The sequence below is a fragment of the Bacillus sp. SD075 genome, from assembly GCF_017355165.1.
Classification (GTDB): Bacteria; Bacillota; Bacilli; order Bacillales; family DSM-1321; genus Peribacillus.
The window spans coordinates 1-19,061 of the sequence record NZ_JADILK010000066.1 but is presented as its reverse complement, the minus strand read 5'-3'; the positions used below and the strand labels follow the sequence as shown (position 1 = coordinate 19,061).

The 19,061-nt window shown below is 37.9% G+C and carries 18 protein-coding genes, 1 other RNA gene and 5 pseudogenes; 15 read left to right on the top strand and 9 right to left on the bottom strand.

Annotated features, from left to right (window positions below; translation table 11 throughout):
• Positions 1 to 164: 164 nt before the first annotated feature.
• Together IOC57_RS26660 and IOC57_RS26655 are read left to right on the top strand one after the other, a co-directional pair.
• Positions 165 to 722, top strand: a pseudogene (locus IOC57_RS26660) (protoglobin domain-containing protein); the annotation flags it as partial.
• A gap of 288 nt (positions 723 to 1,010) precedes the next feature.
• A pseudogene (locus IOC57_RS26655) lies at positions 1,011 to 1,481 on the top strand (methyl-accepting chemotaxis protein); the annotation flags it as partial.
• 329 nt (positions 1,482 to 1,810) lie between these two features.
• Here the strand turns inward: IOC57_RS26655 and tatA are convergent.
• Complete coding sequence (gene tatA, locus IOC57_RS23955) at positions 1,811 to 2,017, bottom strand: twin-arginine translocase TatA/TatE family subunit (protein ID WP_137016713.1); 207 nt, start codon at positions 2,015 to 2,017, stop codon at positions 1,811 to 1,813.
• A gap of 329 nt (positions 2,018 to 2,346) precedes the next feature.
• Here tatA and ssrS point away from each other — a divergent pair.
• From ssrS to IOC57_RS23935, 4 genes are all read left to right on the top strand, one after another.
• Positions 2,347 to 2,534: non-coding RNA, 6S RNA (gene ssrS, locus IOC57_RS23950), on the top strand.
• A 299-nt stretch (positions 2,535 to 2,833) separates the two neighbouring features.
• Positions 2,834 to 4,201 carry an MFS transporter gene (locus IOC57_RS23945; protein WP_207441040.1) on the top strand — a complete coding sequence of 456 codons (1,368 nt, stop codon included), beginning with the start codon at positions 2,834 to 2,836 and terminating at the stop codon, positions 4,199 to 4,201.
• A gap of 303 nt (positions 4,202 to 4,504) precedes the next feature.
• Positions 4,505 to 4,693, top strand: a complete 189-nt coding sequence (locus tag IOC57_RS23940; protein WP_207441039.1) for a hypothetical protein — start codon at positions 4,505 to 4,507, stop codon at positions 4,691 to 4,693.
• A 399-nt stretch (positions 4,694 to 5,092) separates the two neighbouring features.
• Positions 5,093 to 5,533 (top strand): MFS transporter, encoded by a 441-nt coding sequence (locus tag IOC57_RS23935; RefSeq protein ID WP_286185154.1) that lies wholly within the window; start codon positions 5,093 to 5,095, stop codon positions 5,531 to 5,533.
• Positions 5,534 to 5,767: 234 nt separating this feature from the next.
• On the opposite strand, the gene IOC57_RS23930 is transcribed toward IOC57_RS23935, so the two are convergent.
• Positions 5,768 to 6,094, bottom strand: a complete 327-nt coding sequence (locus IOC57_RS23930; RefSeq protein WP_207441038.1) for a YnfA family protein — start codon at positions 6,092 to 6,094, stop codon at positions 5,768 to 5,770.
• Between the two features lie 240 nt (positions 6,095 to 6,334).
• Here IOC57_RS23930 and IOC57_RS26180 point away from each other — a divergent pair, with 240 nt between their 5' ends.
• Together IOC57_RS26180 and IOC57_RS26395 are read left to right on the top strand one after the other, a co-directional pair.
• Complete coding sequence (locus IOC57_RS26180) at positions 6,335 to 6,526, top strand: hypothetical protein (RefSeq protein WP_286185153.1); 192 nt, start codon at positions 6,335 to 6,337, stop codon at positions 6,524 to 6,526.
• Positions 6,527 to 6,545: 19 nt separating this feature from the next.
• The gene (locus IOC57_RS26395) at positions 6,546 to 7,271 is read left to right on the top strand and encodes a DMT family transporter (protein ID WP_483862055.1); all 726 of its coding nucleotides are present in this window, start codon (positions 6,546 to 6,548) and stop codon (positions 7,269 to 7,271) included.
• 41 nt (positions 7,272 to 7,312) lie between these two features.
• Here IOC57_RS26395 and IOC57_RS23920 read toward each other — a convergent pair whose 3' ends face one another.
• Positions 7,313 to 8,398: an MBL fold metallo-hydrolase gene (locus IOC57_RS23920; RefSeq protein WP_207441037.1), complete on the bottom strand. Its 1,086-nt coding sequence runs from the start codon at positions 8,396 to 8,398 to the stop codon at positions 7,313 to 7,315.
• 255 nt (positions 8,399 to 8,653) lie between these two features.
• Between IOC57_RS23920 and IOC57_RS23915 the strand changes: the two genes are divergently transcribed.
• Positions 8,654 to 9,397 (top strand): type II toxin-antitoxin system SpoIISA family toxin, encoded by a 744-nt coding sequence (locus tag IOC57_RS23915; RefSeq protein ID WP_286185156.1) that lies wholly within the window; start codon positions 8,654 to 8,656, stop codon positions 9,395 to 9,397.
• Positions 9,398 to 9,577 (top strand): hypothetical protein, encoded by a 180-nt coding sequence (locus IOC57_RS23910; protein WP_207441035.1) that lies wholly within the window; start codon positions 9,398 to 9,400, stop codon positions 9,575 to 9,577.
• A gap of 516 nt (positions 9,578 to 10,093) precedes the next feature.
• On the opposite strand, the pseudogene IOC57_RS26650 reads toward IOC57_RS23910, so the two are convergent.
• Positions 10,094 to 10,225, bottom strand: a pseudogene (locus tag IOC57_RS26650) (GGDEF domain-containing protein); the annotation flags it as partial.
• 783 nt (positions 10,226 to 11,008) lie between these two features.
• On the opposite strand from IOC57_RS26650, the gene IOC57_RS23900 reads away from it, so the two are divergent.
• A complete protein-coding gene (locus IOC57_RS23900; protein ID WP_207441033.1) occupies positions 11,009 to 13,579 on the top strand; it encodes a helicase-related protein in 2,571 nt (856 codons plus the stop codon).
• Positions 13,580 to 13,661: 82 nt separating this feature from the next.
• Here IOC57_RS23900 and IOC57_RS23895 read toward each other — a convergent pair whose 3' ends face one another.
• Positions 13,662 to 13,871 carry a YqaE/Pmp3 family membrane protein gene (locus IOC57_RS23895; RefSeq protein WP_207441042.1) on the bottom strand — a complete coding sequence of 70 codons (210 nt, stop codon included), beginning with the start codon at positions 13,869 to 13,871 and terminating at the stop codon, positions 13,662 to 13,664.
• A 319-nt stretch (positions 13,872 to 14,190) separates the two neighbouring features.
• On the opposite strand from IOC57_RS23895, the pseudogene IOC57_RS26165 reads away from it, so the two are divergent.
• Positions 14,191 to 14,774 (top strand): annotated as a pseudogene (locus tag IOC57_RS26165) (hypothetical protein).
• Positions 14,775 to 14,932: 158 nt separating this feature from the next.
• Here IOC57_RS26165 and IOC57_RS23885 read toward each other — a convergent pair.
• Positions 14,933 to 15,244, bottom strand: coding sequence for a hypothetical protein (locus IOC57_RS23885; protein WP_207441031.1), 312 nt, complete (start codon positions 15,242 to 15,244; stop codon positions 14,933 to 14,935).
• A 229-nt stretch (positions 15,245 to 15,473) separates the two neighbouring features.
• Positions 15,474 to 15,569: pseudogene (locus IOC57_RS26390) on the bottom strand (hypothetical protein); the annotation flags it as partial.
• A gap of 210 nt (positions 15,570 to 15,779) precedes the next feature.
• Between IOC57_RS26390 and IOC57_RS23875 the strand changes: the two are divergent.
• On the top strand, positions 15,780 to 16,169 hold the full coding sequence (locus IOC57_RS23875; protein ID WP_207441030.1) for a DUF948 domain-containing protein: 390 nt from the start codon (positions 15,780 to 15,782) through the stop codon (positions 16,167 to 16,169).
• A gap of 91 nt (positions 16,170 to 16,260) precedes the next feature.
• Positions 16,261 to 16,626, top strand: a complete 366-nt coding sequence (locus tag IOC57_RS23870; protein WP_207441029.1) for a DUF948 domain-containing protein — start codon at positions 16,261 to 16,263, stop codon at positions 16,624 to 16,626.
• 202 nt (positions 16,627 to 16,828) lie between these two features.
• Here the strand turns inward: IOC57_RS23870 and IOC57_RS23865 are convergent, their stop codons facing one another.
• Together IOC57_RS23865 and IOC57_RS23860 are read right to left on the bottom strand one after the other, a co-directional pair.
• A complete protein-coding gene (locus IOC57_RS23865; protein ID WP_207441028.1) occupies positions 16,829 to 17,020 on the bottom strand; it encodes a DUF3934 family protein in 192 nt (63 codons plus the stop codon).
• Between the two features lie 179 nt (positions 17,021 to 17,199).
• Positions 17,200 to 18,531: an oligosaccharide flippase family protein gene (locus IOC57_RS23860; RefSeq protein WP_207441027.1), complete on the bottom strand. Its 1,332-nt coding sequence runs from the start codon at positions 18,529 to 18,531 to the stop codon at positions 17,200 to 17,202.
• Positions 18,532 to 18,773: 242 nt separating this feature from the next.
• Here IOC57_RS23860 and IOC57_RS23855 point away from each other — a divergent pair, with 242 nt between their 5' ends.
• The gene (locus IOC57_RS23855; protein ID WP_207441026.1) at positions 18,774 to 19,052 is read left to right on the top strand and encodes a hypothetical protein; all 279 of its coding nucleotides are present in this window, start codon (positions 18,774 to 18,776) and stop codon (positions 19,050 to 19,052) included.
• Positions 19,053 to 19,061 lie beyond the last annotated feature (9 nt).

Here is a 19,061-nt window from a genome sequence, read left to right as displayed (position 1 = left end):
CTCGATTTTCATCGAGTTTGTCTACAGTCTGGGACACTCTCTGGAGTGTCTTTTTTTATTTGGACATAAATAGTTCATAAGTCTTGTATGAAAGAAGAAAATTTATCAAAGTGAATTAAGATTAACAGACTTTATGTCGAAATAGTATATATAGGTAGAAAAAAATGGAGGGCAATTCAATCATGAAAAGTATATGGAGAAATAAAAAAAAGATAGATTCAATGGACTATATGCAATATAAAGAACAGGTCGGTATCAATATCACGGAATATCCGAGCGTAATGAATCAAGTGGACATGATTCATTTAACAATTGGGGATTTATGCATAATTCGTTCTTTACAGGAACAAGTGAAAGAACATTTGACCCAAATTGTAGGGAATTTTTATAAAAATCTAGAAAATGAACCCTCTTTAATGAAAATCATTTCGGATAATAGTTCTGTTGATAGGTTGAAAAAGACACTGCATCGTCATATGTTCGAAATGTTTAGTGGAACCATTGATGATGCGTATATTAAACAGCGTTATATTATCGCACAAGTACATGTGCGAATTGGACTGCAGCCAAAATGGTATATGAGTGCTTTTCAGGATTTATTGCAATCATTAATCATTCATGTGGTTTCCAATGTAAAAAATATTGAGCAATATCAAGAAAACATTCTGGCTGTCACTAAAATTTTAAATTTGGAACAGCAAATAGTTTTAGAGGCATATGAACTTGAAAATGAGAAGATTCGCCAAAAAAACCTGGAAGAAAAAGAAACGATTAAACAACAGGTTAATCATAATGCAGAGGAATTGGCAGCGATTAGTCAAGAGACTAGTTCAGCAACTCAATTAATGGCAAATAAGGTAGGTGAAATTCATGATTTCACTCAAAAGGGGTCAGAGATTGCAATTCATGCAGAGGGAAAATCAAATGAGGGAGTCGAACTGTTACAGGGATTAGAGAAAAGGTTGGTAAAAACGCAGGAGCAAATGACGATCATCTCAAAAGATATGGAACAGCTATCCAATACTTCAAAGGAAATTGAAAGAATTGTCACGATAATCACTTCCATTGCAGAGCAAACGAATTTGTTGGCGTTGAACGCAGCGATTGAAGCGGCAAGAGCTGGTGAAAATGGTAAAGGATTTGCGGTTGTGGCTGGTGAAGTAAGGAAGCTTTCAGAAAATACCAAGGAATCCGTATCGGAAGTGGTGAAACTGGTTAATGGAATTGCCCATTTTACCAATGTCATGAACACATCAATTTCCATGGTTAGCGGGGAAATTACTAAAGGAACGAAACAAGGAAAAGAAACGGGCATATTTTTTACGGATATAGCTAGGTCCATGCTTTCTGTTAAAGAGCAGAATATTAAGATCACCAAGGAAATGACAGAGCTGAATGTTATATTCGATGAAATTAATGAAGCGTTCAATCAAGTGGCCGTTTCCTCGGATCAATTGACACAATTGACGATGAACTTGTAATGAAGGTAAACGGTGTTGTTTGAAGGAATACCTTATTGAGGCTCAATTATATTTTAGTGAAGAACTCGATAGAATATTTCTGAAAAAACAAAACTGTTTATAGAATAAGACAAACTTGAGAAAGTATGGAGTAAAATCAATTCCAAGGATGCCGTAAGAGGCTGGCCAATAAATCACTTGATATAATATAATTTTAATGTTATATTAATAAAGCGATGAGCTAATTTGTGTAAGTCGTAGAACATGCTTTTAGCTAAACGTCGGGATGTGGCCTGACGGTTCTGCGCCACAAACGCATCAAAGACGCCTGCTGCGTGCAGGCGTCTTTTTCATTTTATTGATTCTTTTCTTGCGGCTTGTACGTCCTCCTTGAATTCCTCTTGTATTTCTTCTGTTATTCCCTTGGTTGCATCCTTAAACTCCCTAAGCGAGGTACCGACTGCCCGTCCGATTTGAGGTAGCTTGTTCGGTCCAAAAACAATTAAAGCTAAAAGAAGGATTAAAATTAAACCGGGAAAACCAATGTTTGAAAGCATAACTAGTCACTCCAATCAAATCTGTTTGTTAATATTATAGACTTCTTCCATGTATTTGCAAATGTTATTAAGGATATATTTTAGAGTACAACATCCGAGATCTACGTAAGACAAACACTTTCCATTCGGTCCCGCAATTTTATCTTGCACATTCTATCTAAAAATATTTACTTACCCAAGCATGACATTCCTTCAGAGTGCCGCCATTAGTATTGCCGTTTGGGCATGTAACTACTTTGGCTACACTTGCTTAATTTGTAACATGAAATTTTTTGTTACTTGGGAATGATTAAACTTGCAAGATTGAAGATATTTCGGTATTATAACTATACAAGCTGCGTTGTTCGTAATGATAATTAAGTTTTAACCTTTAAGCTGTAATAGGGAGTTTTATATTGAAACAGGAATGTTATGCCTCGTCACTGACTTGGACAACAGGATTTTTTCTGCAAACACCCACTTTGAGGAGTGGTGGTTTAAAACTTTCTTACTTGAATACGGCAATGGCGGCTTTACTACTTTAAAAATTGGAAACCAGTTCCGACAGGGACTGGTTTTTTGTTGTTTTTACGCATATTCGGAACATTATATATAACAATGGCATCAGAGTACATATTAAGATATTTATGAAAATTATATGAAAATTATATGAAAGTTTTTATTGAAATATCAGATAATTAGCACTTATAATAATAAATAGATAACTTGGTTCACTATTTGTATAAAATCATAGTGATCCGATTTTTTATAACGTTTACGTAAGCGCTGTCATTTTTGTGGAAGTACAGTAGTCACCAAGAGGGGAGAAAAAATTTTATGGCTAAAATCAATACGACCGAGGTAATTAGCAATAGTAAGTTCAATCGCTTTCATTTTGGATTGCTGGCATGGTGCTTTATCATTATCCTTTTTGATGGATATGACCTCGTCGTTTATGGAACGGTAGTCCCGGTTTTGACGGAGGAGTGGAACCTTTCTTCCGTGGAAGCGGGAGCAATGGGCAGCTATGGACTATTTGGAATGATGTTCGGGGCTATCTTCTTTGGTACTTTAGCAGATCGGATTGGCAGAAAAAATGTAATTGCGATTTCACTGATTTTATTTAGTTTATTTACGTTATTATGTGGATTCGCGAACACGCCTACCATGTTTTCGACTTTCCGATTTCTAGCGGGATTAGGGCTAGGGGGAATCATGCCGAACGTCATTGCCTTATTGACGGATTATGCACCGAAAACGATGCGGAGCATGGTCGTTTCAATTGTTTTGTGCGGTTACTCATTTGGAGGGATGCTTGCACCGATGCTGGGTATCTTGCTTATGCCTTCACTAGGGTGGGAATCAATATTCTGGTTTGCAGGAATACCATTATTAATTTTACCCTTCATGATGAAGCGTTTACCAGAGGCTTCCACGCATCTGATCAGAATTGGCAGAAAAGAAGAATTGATCAGGATATTATCAAAGGTCAGTCCGGAAAATAAATTCGACATCAAGGATGAAATTGTTGAAGTGAAAAAAATAGATACGAATTTGCCGATTCTTGGATTGTTTAAGAATTCCCGTGCTCTAAGCACACTGATGTTCTGGATCGCCTTTTTCATGTGCTTGTTGATGGTATATGGTTTGAATACATGGCTACCAAAGTTAATGATCGAGGCAGGGTATCCGCTGAATTCAAGTTTAGGTTTCTTGGTCGTTCTTCAAGGGGGCGCTATCGTAGGCACGATTATCATCGCTAAACTTTGTGATCGTTACGGTTCCAAGAAACTGCTTGTGCCGATGTATGCGATTGGGGCAGTCAGTTTGACACTATTGGGGATGGGAGGAAGCTCCTATGTGATATACACATTGGTAGCGATTGCAGGAGCGTGTACCATTGGTGCCCAAAACCTTGTACAAGCTTATGTCTCCCAGTACTACCCACCAGATATGCGATCGACGGCATTAGGGGTGGCATCTGGAATCGGAAGGATCGGAGGTATGCTCGGACCCATACTCGGTGGATTCTTATTATCCATCTCGCTGCCCATCCAAATGAATTTCATTGCCTTCGCCATTCCAGGTCTCATTGCCGCGGTTGCCTTATCATTCGTTCCAGCGAAAATGGCTTATTATAAACATGATCATTCGGAACCAACTGAAGAAATAGTGATAGAATCCAATAAAATGAACGCCTTGTGAAACGATATGCATGAATTGCAGTGTTAGGATACACTCGCTGCCATTTCATGCATATTTGTTTTATTGGCCTTTTTTGCTTGGGTAATAGGTCTATGAAAACTGTAAATTGACAAGAATTAGCGTAAAGATTTTCCGGGAATTGACCTATCCTTTTAGAAAAGTTGCTTAAATGTTCATAATTTCGCAATACGATTTCACTCTTAATATAAAGAAAAAATGTTAAAATGATGGTACGGATAATTAATTCCTCCTTGAAAAGGAGCGAACTAGAAATTAATCTCATCTTTTGTGAGGAGTCTTACTTTGAAAATTTTAAAACATGTAATCTTTTGGTTAAGCATTATAGGGACATTATTCTCTATGATTTATTTCTTTGTAGCGGACATTCCGTTATATGTTAAATTGTTAGGCGGAGCCATCATCCTTTATCTTGGTTATGATTTAATAACAGAATCAAGGAAAAGAAAGCGTAAAGAAGCCATGGAAACTTAATCCATATCCTTATTAAGAGCCCTCTTATCAAAGAGGGCTCATTTTTTTGTTGACAATAAGGGGTTCGGAATGGTCTCATCCCGAATCCCTTTCACGATTTTGACCAGGGAATTATTACCCAAGTATAAAATATAACTAGGTTATCCTTTCTATATTTTTACTTTTTTATCGATGAAGCCCTCATTAGATTGAAGAAATATGCGAAACTCCTGGAATAACGGGCTTGCCGGGACCCCGCAGATGCTTGCTTTGATGCGGCTGGGCAGGCAGTTGGCTGAAAGGGAACGGATTTCCGAAATCGACTGAAACGCTAAGAAGAAAAAAATTGTAGGTAAGCTGGCTTTTCGTCGAGTTTGTCTCAATCTTAAGCCCTCTTTGGAAGAGGGTTTTAGCACCCTTATGTTTTGGATTGCATTTTTCATGTGTTTGTTCGTAATCTATGGCTTGAGTACGTGGCTGCCAAAAATCATGGGTGGGGCAGGATATGAATTAGGTTCAAGCCTGACATTCTTAGTCGTATTGAACCTTGGAGCGGTTTTAGGAGCGATCGTTGGAGGGAAGCTTGCAGATAGATATGGTTCCAAGAGGATTCTGGTAGCTTTCTTGGTCATTGGATTCATTACCCTAACGATGCTGAGCTTCAAGCCCAGCATGATCATGCTTTATATGCTGATTGGCATTGCAGGAGGTACGACAACAGGTACACAAATCGTAACGAATGCGTATGTATCACAGTTTTATCCGAATGAAATCGTTCTACAGATGTCGGCTGGGCATTGGGTATCGGCAGAATTGGCGGAATACTTGCTCCTACTTTCTGTGGGGTTCTGCTTGATATGAAGTTATCTTGCAAGTCAATTTTATAGCTTTTGCCATACCATGCATCATTGCAGCAGCGGCAATTTGGTTTATTCAGGATAATTTCAGCAATATGATCGAGAACAGGCAGGAAAAGAAATTGATATAATGTACAGTCTTCCTGGATCACTGTATAAAATGTTCACATGAAGATTGTTCAAAACGATAACGGAAGATTTTTGTAAAAAAATAAAGGGCATAATGCCCTTTATTTTTTTACTGCCTAGGGCCCCATATAATGACTGAAACCCCGACTAAGCATATGACAGCTCCAATCCAATCATATAAATCAGGCGTTTTTTTATCGATGCCCCATCCCCATAAAACTGATAATACAATGAAAACCCCGCCATATGCAGCATATACACGTCCAAAGGTAGGGAACGTTTGGAAAGTTGCAATGATGCCGTATAACACCAATCCAAAACCTCCGGCTAAACCTAGATAAATGGATTTACCTTCTCTTAACCAAAGCCAAATAAGGTAGCCGCCACCAATTTCCGCTAGGCCAGCCATAAGGAATATTACTGTAGTAACTAACATATATGTATACCTCACTTCCTTGTTGAAATTTTATCATATTTGATACTATACATGATCATACTTTACTAAGTTCTTAATTACTGAAAAGTAACTGGAGTATCACCAATGTCCTTCATTAAAAAGATATTGTCATGAGGTTGTCTGTGCGTGATCTTTTAACACTAACTTGGATTGCAATACAGATGCAAAGGGTACTATACCTAAAAAGGAATATAGTAATCTAGTTGAGGAGTTGCAGTCATGAAATCCCGAACATTTGCATACACGTTAGCCATATTTCATTCAAGTATTGTCGGCCTATCGTTCTTATTTACGAAAATGGCGATTGCAGAATCGAATCCGCTAGATACTTTGGCATTCCGATTCACGGTTTCTTTCGTTATCATTTTATTCCTGGTCGCCGTTAGAGTACTATTCCTGGGAGTCGGTTAAAAACCTGGTCCCGCTATCCTTGTTATTCCCAACTCTTTTCTTTGCCTTTCAAACTTTCGGACTTAAGTATTCGCAATCCACCGATGCCGGAATTTTGTCTGCCGTCACCCCAATTCTAACATTGGTGATAGCTGGATATTTCCTGAAGGAGAAAGCATTTTTATATCAAAAGCTTTCGATTGTTTTGTCGGTAGTTGGGGTCATTTTTATTTTTGTGGTGAAAGGGAGCACAATCAATTTTTCCGACATGCTTGGGATGGTGCTGATCCTGCTATCTTGTATTGCAACTGCCTGTTATACAACGATGACCCGTTCACTTGCCAAGGACTATACACCAGGTGAAATGTCCTTTTTCATGATGGGAACAGGCTTTGTCATTTTTAATGTGGCCGCGCTCGTTACCCATTTAAAACAAGGGACGATGACTGAATTCTTTACACCCTGGTCGAGCATGGAATTCATCAGTTCCATTTTGTATTTGGGAATATTGGCTTCATTGGTCACTTCGTTATTATCCAATGCGATTTTATCAAAAATCAAAGCGTCCCAAATGAGTGTGTTTGCAAACCTTTCCACTGTTGTCACGATAGCTGCAGGAGCTCTCATTCTAAATGAAAAGATTACAATCTATGATATATTGGGGTCGGTACTAATCATTTTAGGTGTAATCGGCACAAATTATTTTGGAGGGAAGAAAGAGCATTCAATAAAGGTGAATCTTGAATATAATGAAGGGAAAATGTGAAATGAATGAAAAGGTTCCATTCCATAAGGAATGGAACCTTTTCATTTCCACCATATTGTTTGGGGGAAATCCGTTGAACCCATCAATACTGGTTCGCCTATTTGGGGTGTGCAGACCTGGACGCCAAGATCATTGGCCGTTTTTGTTACCCGTTCTATCGGATCTGTCCAGTCATGAAATGACAAAGTGAAACCAGCCCAATGAATGGGGATCATCCGTTGTCCTTGTACATCGATATGTGCTTGAACAGTTTCTTCTGGAATCATATGGATGGTTGACCAGCGCTCATCATATTGGCCGCATTCCATTAAAGTTATATCGAAAGGTCCGTATTTTTCGCCGATTTCTTTAAAATGGCTGCCATAACCACTATCGCCGCTGAAAAAAACCTTTTCTTGTTTGCCTTTAATTACCCAAGAACACCATAGTGTCGTATTGCCATCACGTAAACTTCTTCCAGAAAAATGCCTTGCAGGCGTACAGGCAAATTGCAATCCCTTGAATGAAACTTCATCCCACCAATTATGTTCCTGGATCAGTTCTTGTTTAACACCCCATCTTTCAAGATGTCCGCCGACTCCGAGTGGGACAATGAACTGACTGACCTTATCCTTTAATTTCTTTATTGAGAAATAATCCAGATGATCGTAGTGATCATGTGAGAGCAGGACGGCATCGATAGGAGGTAGCAAATCCAAATCGATAGGCAACTCCCCGCTAAAGCGCTTGTTTCCAAACCAAGGAAAGGGAGTGGGTGCTTTCCCAAACATGGGATCGACTAAAATGGTTTTCCCATCTAATTCCAACATGAATGCAGAATGACCAAACCAGGTGATTTTATTGGAATTCATAGATACAGGTTCTTTTGTTCCAATTATGATTGGACGGTCTGGCCTCCGTTTTGGATTAGCTTTTATGTAATCACGTAAAATGGAACCAGTATGTTTAAGACTCATCGATTGACTGGCAGGAATCTGATTTTGGAATTTTCCCTTGGAAAAATTTTCTTTTGTAGTGAAACTTCTCAGTTTTTCTTTATTTGTCCGTCTACCAAGTGGAGGATAGAGGTTTAGGAAAAGTAACAGTACTATAAAAGAAGAGATGGCGACCTTAATAATTTTCAGCATGATAGTTTCCTCCCATATTAATCAGACCTTTTCTTAAAACATAGCATATCACAAAATATATAAGGTTATTTACTATGATGCACCACAAGAAAAATGATAAAGATATACCCTTCTGAGAAAAGGTCAATGAAACTTATGACAAGTGTTTAAGTTTCACCCGTCTTAGGCAGGGAATAGAAGTATATATAATGAATTATATAGAGAGCGGGATAAGGAGTGTTGTAGCCGAAGGGTAGGGTGATAAATCGATTGTTAATGTTTTTCAGAATTTTTGTATGGATAGTATTTATTGCTTTATTAGCCTATGTCATTCTTTCTTGGAGATATAAAGACAAGGTAAGTAAAAGGATTGAAGCGATTCGAAAAACCTGGTATATCATTTTTATACTGGGAGCATTGATTTATTGGAATTTCTATCCTATGAGCATTTTTAATGAGTGGAAAAATTTCTTGATTATGGCTATCGTATTCATCCTGATTGATATGTTTGTGTTCTTGAGCATGTACATATCGAAGATTGGCGATAACGAGCTGTCCTATGCAACAAAAGCCGTTGCGGAAAGTGACAAACTTTTAACGGATAATAGGGAAAAGGTCAAGAATATGTTTCATCTCCTAAAAAAAGAAGGAATACCTGAGTATTATCAAACGAATAAGGAATATTTGGCTTATTTGAGCATTCTCCTACAAGCGTATGCAGCAAAGGAAGGGATGAATGTGAAAATCCTTCCTTTCAAAACGGAACAGGACAAGCAATTGGTGATAAATGGGCATCCGAACTTGAATGGCAGTACCATTCGTGCTACATTGGAAAGAGAAGATACGTATTATAATGATGAAGAGAAAAAGGCTTTGCAGCCTGTAAGTATTTTAATGGAACCCTATATCCTTGACGTTAAATCAGAAAGCTTCGTTTCAGAAGTCGATTGTTTATTAATAGCATTATTAATCATGATGTTCGATATGGTCATAAAACAAAAACCAGGTGGTGAAGGATAAATGAGCATTTATGATAAAGCAAGCAAAGACATGTCAGTGGCTGTAATCAAACCACAGGTAAACATACCTGATGTAGGTATAAGTCCCCATACTAAAAAAGTGATGAAACAGAACGAACGCATTATCCTGAAACAAAAAGAAAAAGCTGCACGTTTCAGCCGATTAAAAAACGTTTTATAAGAAAGGGCAGAGGTTTTTCCTTTCTTTATGATATTTAATGGAAAACCCGCATATACTATTCAAAATCAAAGAATAGGAAGGGTCTTTTAGCATATGAACAAAAAACCCGAGAGAGTTAACATCCCGGTCCCCTCCGCTTCACCATCCGAGCAACGGATACATAAGGGAAACGCTGATTTGCTCAAGCTTTTGCAAAAGCTGAAAACTAAACGTTGGATTTTTTTAAGGTAAAAGAAGGCCAGTCTCTAAGGAGAACTGGTTTTTTTTATTTTTCAGGATAATCACAGTTTGTTAACGGAAATGGAGTCATTTTAGAATAAAGCGGACCGTACCATGTATAAGGCTAAAGAATCTGGACGTATGGAATATTCAATACTCCAATTGAATGGGCATGGTGGATAAATGGTTCCATAATAATTCAGCTTTTAGCTGAGTACTTTTCACTAAATCCTCACAATGGGATGGATGTAATAATACAATGAATTCATCACCGCCGATTCGAGCCACATGACTACCTTATGGGAAGGATTGCAAAAAATATTCCGCAGCCTTTTTAATAACATCCTCACCAGCACCATGGCCAGATGAATCATTGAAAAATTTAAAATGATCAAGATCGATGTAAAGAAGGGCCATTTCCTCGTTTGTTTTATCTTTATGATAATCAAAAAAATATAAATGAAGTGCCTCTTGTAAAGACCTGACAAAGAATACTGATAATCCCTTTTTCCAGAATGATTGTCTGGCTTATCAAAGCTGCCAAAGACTTATTGATTATCAGATCATATCCTTTAAAATTGTATGGGATTTAATATAGAAAGGAAGAATGTATTGACCTAAATGGTTTGAGCTAAAAATGCTAATCTTTCTTTGGCGATAGAATCGAAATTTTTATAATAGTTGATATCTTGCTGAATCATTTTCAGGCTCCTCATTTATCTATAGTCTTTTTGGATTTCGGGATGTTATTTCTCTTATTGAACGACAAAGACACAAAAGTGGAATCTGAAAACCGTGACAGTTGTGTGAATTTCCACTAAACTCAATGAAGGGGTTGGATTCATCGAGGAATAATCGAGTAAGTAGAAAAAAGGGCCTTTACTTTATTTTCGTCTTTTTTCTAACTTCATTAAATTTTAATTTGCCTGATTACCAAATAGCTTAATCTGAGTATCCTTTTCTAGATTTCCGGGATGGGCATCACTTCATTAACCCATAAAGTCTAAGTTATCAGCATTTATCATGCACTATACTGTAAAAGGAATGGTAAGAGTACCTTAAAGCAACTTGGCATTTCTGGACCTTCCCATGATAACGGGGCATATGAATTTAAATAGATTAAACGGATGTATCTGGCTCATTTATAAAAAAATTGGGGAGGATAAAAGGAAGTCATAAAGTACATATTGGATAATTCAAAAGGGGATCATTATGGGAAAATTAGAAAGTATATATCCTATTGCTATAGAGAATACAAAGGAAAAGATAATCCAGGATATGGATTTTTATTTAGAGAATCAAGAGACAATGCCTTCTTATTCAGCATATATATCAGACAGGATGTCTTTTATTGAGCAAATTTGGATAAATGTTTGGTTAAATAAAGCATCAAACGATGTGCCCAGAAAGGAAAAAAAGGCGTTTTTGAGCGAAAGGGGATTTGTAACGGAAGGTTCAGATCATAAGCTGATCAATAGCATGTTCCGGAACGAATTAAAGAAGTATCGCCCATTTGATGGCTTAACGTGGATTAAAAAAACCTTTGCTGATAATCAAGCAGATTGGGAGAATAGATATAAAAATGCAAGGGAAAAATTCTTTAGGAGACAAGAAGAACAGCGGCTTGCCAAGAAGCGTTGGAAGACACGCGCAAGTCTGCAAGAAGAGGCCAATTCATTTTTTGAAAACAACTCACTTCTTTTATATTTACATGTCAGGTATTATATTGCTGGAATCCTGACAAAAGATCTTAAGAATAAGCCTAAATTCCAATATGTCGATCCATACTTACTTGAAGAGCAATTGGTTGAACAAGGAGGCTTTCAAGCTGCCGAATACTTAATGGTCACTGATTTTTTTGAAGAGCTGACAGGCGATATTCACTCGTTAATCGGTTGGGGGAGGAACCGTTATGAATATGAAAATTACTTCTATAGGTATGAAAGATTAGTTTCGGATTTCATAAGGAAAATAGCCCCTGACAAATACTTGAACCATTTACCTGCTACACTTCATCATGATTTTTTTGAGTCATATGGGGAAAGGCTGACGGGTGAGGCCCTACAAGGTATACTAAGCGATGAATTGGCCGATTTGTCCCAGTCCTGCTTTGATGAACTTCAGGAAGAATACCTTTCTGATTTAGTGACCCTTGAAGGAATTCCTTTTAATGAAAAATTGCACGAAGAAATATTTGAAAAAGACGTGGAAAACAGAGAAAGAAGAAAAGCTGAAGTATTAGCAGAGCAAGCCAAGAAGCGGGCAGAAGAGCAAAGGATGATCGATGACATCATCGGTAAGGCTTATACTCCATCATTAGGGAAAAAAGTTAGATATGTTTTGCATATCGGGGAAACCAATACCGGGAAGACGCATAAGGCCCTGGAAAAAATGAAAGGAGCGGAAAGCGGTTTGTATCTAGCTCCCCTTAGACTGCTTGCACTTGAAGTGTTTGATAAATTAAATGCGGACGGTGTACCTTGTTCATTAAAAACAGGAGAAGAAGAAAAGGCAATTGAGGGTGCTAAGCATGTCTCCAGCACCGTTGAAATGTTTCATGAAAAAGAATACCATGAAGTCATCGTCATAGATGAAGCCCAAATGATTGCCGATAAAGATCGAGGCTTCTCATGGTTTAGGGCAATCACGCAAGCTAATGCGAAAGAAGTGCACATAATCGGGAGCAAAAATATCAAGAGGATGCTTTTGAACCTTTTGAATGAAGCTGATTTAGAACTCCACGAATACAGACGGGAAATTCCGCTCGAGGTAGAACAAAGGGAATTTGGACTGAAGTATACAAAAAAAGGGGATGCCCTCATTTGTTTTTCGAGAAGACAGGTACTGGAAACCGCGTCCCGGTTAAAGGAGAGTGGGCATAATGTCAGCATGATATACGGCAGTATGCCTCCTGAAAATAGAAAACGGCAAATAGAGCTATTCAATCGCGGGGAAACATCAGTTGTCGTTGCCACCGATGCGATTGGAATGGGATTGAACTTGCCGATACGCCGTATCGTCTTTCTTGAAAATGAAAAATTCGACGGGACACGAAGAAGAAGGTTGACTTCACAAGAAGTCAAGCAAATAGCTGGTCGAGCCGGTAGAAAAGGGATTTACGACACTGGCAAGGTAGCATTTACAGCAGACATCAAAATTATGAATAAGCTACTGGAACAGGTAGATGAGCCAGTTCAAACCTTCACTATTGCCCCAACCTCTGCTGTATTTGAACGTTTTCAAAAATATTACCGAAACCTAGGGACGTTTTTCGAAATGTGGGAGAGATTTGAGCCTCCTAAAGGCACGAAAAAGGCATCGCTATCTGAAGAAAGGGAGCTTTACGAACTGATACGGGATACTGAAATCGAAGCGCGTTTTTCTTTAATGGATTTATATGGTTTCCTGCATATTCCCTTTTCGGCAAAAGAACCAAGTCTGATCAGACAGTGGCTGGAAACGGTCGAAGCGATTGCCGAGAGCAGTGACCTCCCTGAACCGATGATCAAAACTAGAAATCTGGAGGAATTGGAGCTATCCTATAAAGCGATAGGTCTTCATCTATTATTTTTATATCGGATGGGTAAGCGAACGGAAGCTGTTTATTGGGAACGTATCCGTGAGGAAATCAGTGATGGAGTCCATGATCAGTTAAAAGACGAAATGTTGAATTATCAAAAAAAATGCAAGCGCTGTGGAAAAAAGCTGCCGGATGACTCACGTTTTCAAATATGTGATGCTTGTTATTATAAAGGGCGAAGGAAGACGCACAGATTCAATTAAATGCATTCTTTTTTGATGGTAATAACCCGACTAAAGCGCACCTTGGTGGTGTCTTTAGTCGGGTTATGAGCTGTTGTTTCAATCACTTAGTCGTTTGTTTCGTTTTAGCTATAAGTGCAGCCTGCTGTTTCATTCGTTTATCAGCTTTCTTATCATGCACCACTAAAATTGCATGAATTAAACCGGGAACGTAAAAAAATAGTGTGAGGACTAAATTACACACAGCCTGTATGGGTTTACCGGCTAGTAATACGGCTAATGGAGGGAAAAGAATCGCAATCAAATATAGAATGGTGATCACTCTCCAATATAATAATTCTTATCTGACTATTACGGTTGATTCTCTCGTTTTGAAAAAAAATTTGTATTTCTTTCTAAAACGGATGCTTTCTTTCCTTGAATCGATAAGGTACTCAGTTCCATTTTCCAGGTGATAACCTCAGCTATCGGCTTGATAAATATATGCCAAAGTGCACGATACATACCAACCGGGTATTCTGATTCTAGGATATTCTCTCAGCGGACTTATTACTTTTTTGCCGGTAACGGTCAATGTAACACTGCATTTTGTGTTAGAACAACAGAAAAAAACTGATGAAAGCGGGAGATTTATGAAAAAAAAGATAGGCATGTTTACATGCGCACTACAAATTTAGAATACATAGAAACCGCGTCGACATTCGATATTGAATGGCTCCATTTTGTAGATCCGGGATTGATGCATCGGATTCAATGGATGAAAATTTTAAGAGTCCGGATGCACAAGGAAGGGTTAAAGAACAAGAGTGGATTGCCGAATGTAAAGTGGATGCCATTCTGATAACCTGTCCGAACTACATCGCCTTTTTAACGAAGGACAACTATCCTTACCCATGCCTATCATTAAAATCGATGAACCATAATCTAAGTGAATTTTCCAATTTTCACAAACCCTGCAGGAACTCAAACGTTTAAATTCCCATGCTGAAAAATATGGGTCTATGGATTTTGAAGTGATCATCATCGCCCATGCCTTTGAATTGATTATACAGGGATTGGGAGAGAGAGAGAACCAGGAAATCATGAACTTCCTATACCAGTTTAATAACGAAAAAAGACCGCTGTCTGTAGTTCAACTATCAATGGTCTAAGCAGCAAAGAGATATGAACTTGAGACGGAAAGACAGTGATAAATCCATTGGATGCATTCGTTTGATTCCACGATCGTTCAACTGGGACTAAGTTCATTTGAGTGGTCCATGAATCAGAGGATTTTTTATGCTGCTTGAGCGAAATCATTTTTATAGTTATTGTATATGAAAAGAAAGAAAAAATCCGTGCATGATCAGGATAAATCCCAATGCGTGGATTTTTTTATTCCTTTGTGCGAATTTGTTCACGGATGTTTTCAAGTTCTTCAAGGGATAAATCAGTAAGGGATTTTTTTATTTCTTCTTCGACCCGTTTTCGATCAAGCTCCCTATATTCGCTCCACCAATCCCGCAGCCCTTCGGTGTTTTCAAGAAGATACTCTATATCAATTTCTTCTTGCTCATCATCTGATAAATAACGCATGACCGCACCTAATAATCGATTGAGTTTGACTATTTGACTTTCCTTATCAGATGAAGGAGGGGGATCTTGCACTTCTAAATCATCTATTGCCTTAATATTCCGAGGTGTCATAACATCCTCCTGTTTTTAATACTAGTGTGCCTAAAAAGGGCAATTTTCAATATGTTTTTTGGTATTTTTTATAACTTTATTATTAAAGCATTAAATAATTTCAACATATACCTCGCTAGAATATATAAAAAATATCTTCATCCTTTAATAGATTTGATAAAAAAATGGGTAAGTAAGGAGGGAGTTAAATGAAAAGGATAGCGTAGTTCTATCCCATGCATCAAGCGGCTTACTTTCCGCATATTATTGCGCATCTCAAGCATGCCTCAGCACATTTCCGATCCAAGCGAATGCATTCTACCATCATGTTTACATGATCTTCTTTTAAGCATGCGTCCTAACAATGATTACACCCAGTGATACAATCATTTAACAGATGAATATTTCTCTTAAGATGGTCTCTACCCTTACTATTATCCTTTAAACGTCTTTTATGATAAGGTGAATCGTTTTTTAATGTGACTGGAGAGAGGGATGGACTTTAGGGAATGAATGGAAGGGACAGTGCATAAATTTAAATGAAGGGAGTGGATATATGAAAATGTTAATTAAATTAAGTGTGGCCAGTGTTTCCGGAGCCGTCATGTATTTGATATATAATGTCAATCAGACGCTACGGAAAGGGATGGGAACACTTGAAGAAACAAATAAGACACTGGAAGAGGTAAGAAATGCAGTACAAGGATTGACGCATGAGTCCAAACAATTGATCCACTCTGCCAATCAAATTACAGCGGATGTGAAAGGGAAGATGGAAAATGTCGATCCTTTGTTAGAATCCGCTCAAGATGTTGGTGAAATGATTCATAATGTAACCAATTCCATGAAAGAAGCCAGTTTGGAAGGCAGCCCTAAAGATTTATCCACTCCTACAGCTCCTTCAACTCGAACTGAAGCTGAGGGGGTTCAAATCAAGATCAAATAGTATCATTTATCAATAAAAAAGGCACCCCGGGATCCACTAACATATTTGAAGTAATCGTTTCTACTATTAAATTTAGAGGGGGAGCTTTATTTTGATCATTGAATATAGTGTGGCTGCAATCGCTTTAGCCTTCATTTGGTTGGTCGTATTTTTAATCAGTACGCTTCAAAAGGGAATGGCCACGATAGGAGAAGCCAATCAAACATTGGCTGAAGTGAGAAATGCCATCCACGATCTGTCCGGCGAATCGAAACAACTATTGCAAACTGCAAATGAAATCACCGACGATGTAAAATCCAAAATGAAAACGGTTGAACCATTATTGGATTCTGCTCAGGATGTAGGGGAAGCGATACATTCAGTTACAGACTCTGTTAAAAAAGCGACTAACGGTTTCAGTACAGAGTTTTCCCCGAAAAAAATCAATGCTATCAAATCCAAAAGCCAATTTAGATAAAAAGAAAATAATAAAAAAATGAAAGACACTACCGTGATTTGGAGTGTCTTTTTTGATGGTATGTATAATAGCCGAACTCTTATGATTTATATGGAAATCGCCCGTATATCTATAAGACCCATTTCTCTCATACAGATCCCTTTACACCCTGTATGAGAATATGGAACAAACGTTAATTTTGTAAGGGTTTTAGGACAAACAGTTATTTTTCTGTCTTGTCACCTGTAGCATGACCGGATGTTTTTGAATCTTTGGAATGTTTGACGCCTTTACTTACATATGGTTTAGCGTTTTTTTTCTTGTTGGCACTTGTTTTCCAACGATTCCAGCCCTTCTTGCCTGTTCCTGTGCCCGTACCTTTACCCGTTCCGCTCTTAGCCTTAGCTTTACTCATGAAATCACTCCATTACTATTGTATGGTTAGTTTAAACCATTTTACTTGATTATTACCCAAGTATGTTGAAATATACAGTAACGAAGGTGATATGTACAGGGAAAGGCTCAATATTTTTCATCTAAATCTTTATATACGAATAACGTAAGGGATTTTGCTGGATGGATCTTGGTTTTGCCTCACTTTATCCATATCGATCTTGATTTCGTCAGTAAGAGGCTAATGCCGATTTTTTTGCAAATGGTCAAGTAGTGCATGAAAGTTAATAGTACAGCACCGGTATTCATTCCTAAAATGATTCCTCCCATATTAAGGGAAGCCTGAGACCCTAGGATATACATCATTAAAAAGGCAACAATATGGGACCATACGGTATGGATGAAGGCATCTTTCACTAAACCCAGGCCGATGAGATAGGCTTGCATAGGGATGACAAAAAAATGAAAAAGGAAATAAGGACATAATAATTTTAAATAGTATGCGGCAGATGTTGAAGAAAAAAAGAGGGAGGTTAAAGGCTCCGCAAAAAAATAAATGAAGATCACAGCCGGAACTCCATACAATACGGTGAAAGACATCGATTTTTGCAATAAAACCCTCAATTTTTCCTTATCTTGCTTCTTGTAAGCATTCGAAACATTCGGAATGAGCATGATCATTAAGGAATGTGCGATAAAAGCTGGAAAAAAGCCAATCGTCATCGCAACTCCAGTTAGCATCCCGAAATGTTCTGTAGCCACTACAGCACCGAATCCTGCCGAGAGAAGGGCAGTATGGATCAAAAAAGGTTGGATGGCATTTGTTATCGCATGAAAAATCCTTAATCCCATGGTAGGCAGCGAAACCGCCAATAACTTTTGTCGTGCATGTTTACCGGTTGTCCGCGCGTTCGTACCGCGCCTCATGAATCGCATTTGAAGAATCAAAAGGTTGATCAAGTATAGAAAAACGATGAACTCACTGCCAATCAAAACAAAAAAGGCCATCAATAAGGACTTTTCCTGGTTAAAATGAAATAAATTAAAGATAAGGAAAAGCAAGCCGAATTGAATGATATCTTTTAAAAAGTTAGATAAGGCAATCTTCCCCATTTGCTGGACACCCATGAAATAACCTCTTGCAATCGATGAAAAGGCAACTATTGGAATCAATGTTATGAGCAGCCATTTAATATAGGGATGGTATCTGTCCATTATGGATGAGAAAGAAAGTATGAAAGGCATAACTACACACATAACCAATACGACGACTGCAGCCATTTTAAGTGCATGGATGAGAAGATTATAATGCATTGCCTGTTTATTTTCCGCAACGAATTTTGAAATGGAAATATGTAATTCAAGGCTGGCAATCACATATATCAAAAAGAATATTGGCAATATGGACATATAAAGGCCCATGCCCTCTTCCTGTAATTCCCTGGCTAGGAGCATGTTCACTAAAAATTCGATACATTCACCAAAAAACGCTGCGACAATCAAAATGAGCGTTCCTTTATAAAAAGACTTCATGTTGCCCCACTCCTAACAAGGTGTTTGTATAAAGATATGAGACATGCCATGGAATATTCATGGGGAACTGCATATCCCGGCGATACAAAATCCGGTTATCCCTAGGGAAATCCTTATTAATCGTTGTTGAAAGATAAAAAATTAAATCAGGGGAAGGGAAGGGAATTGAATGAAATCGACTTGAATTTCGCTTTGAAATCCATGCTTTATTTTGCTATCCTTTAAGGGAGGGGATGATCAATATGAAATTCACATCTATTAGTCAATCAAATATAGATGAATTGTGCATTGCGTTTGAAAGTTGTCTTACGAAACATGACATTTCATTCAAATATGTAGATATGACGGAAGATAAAGGAATCATATCGTTCATTTTTTGTAATGACCCAGAAAATGCGAGATCGGTCGACATGGAAAGTGAACGTTTCATTGGATTAGATACGGATTACATAGCCAAAGAAATTTTAGAGCCTATCCTGCCTAGATTAAAGGAATATGCACAAAATAAAATCATCGATTAAGATGATTTC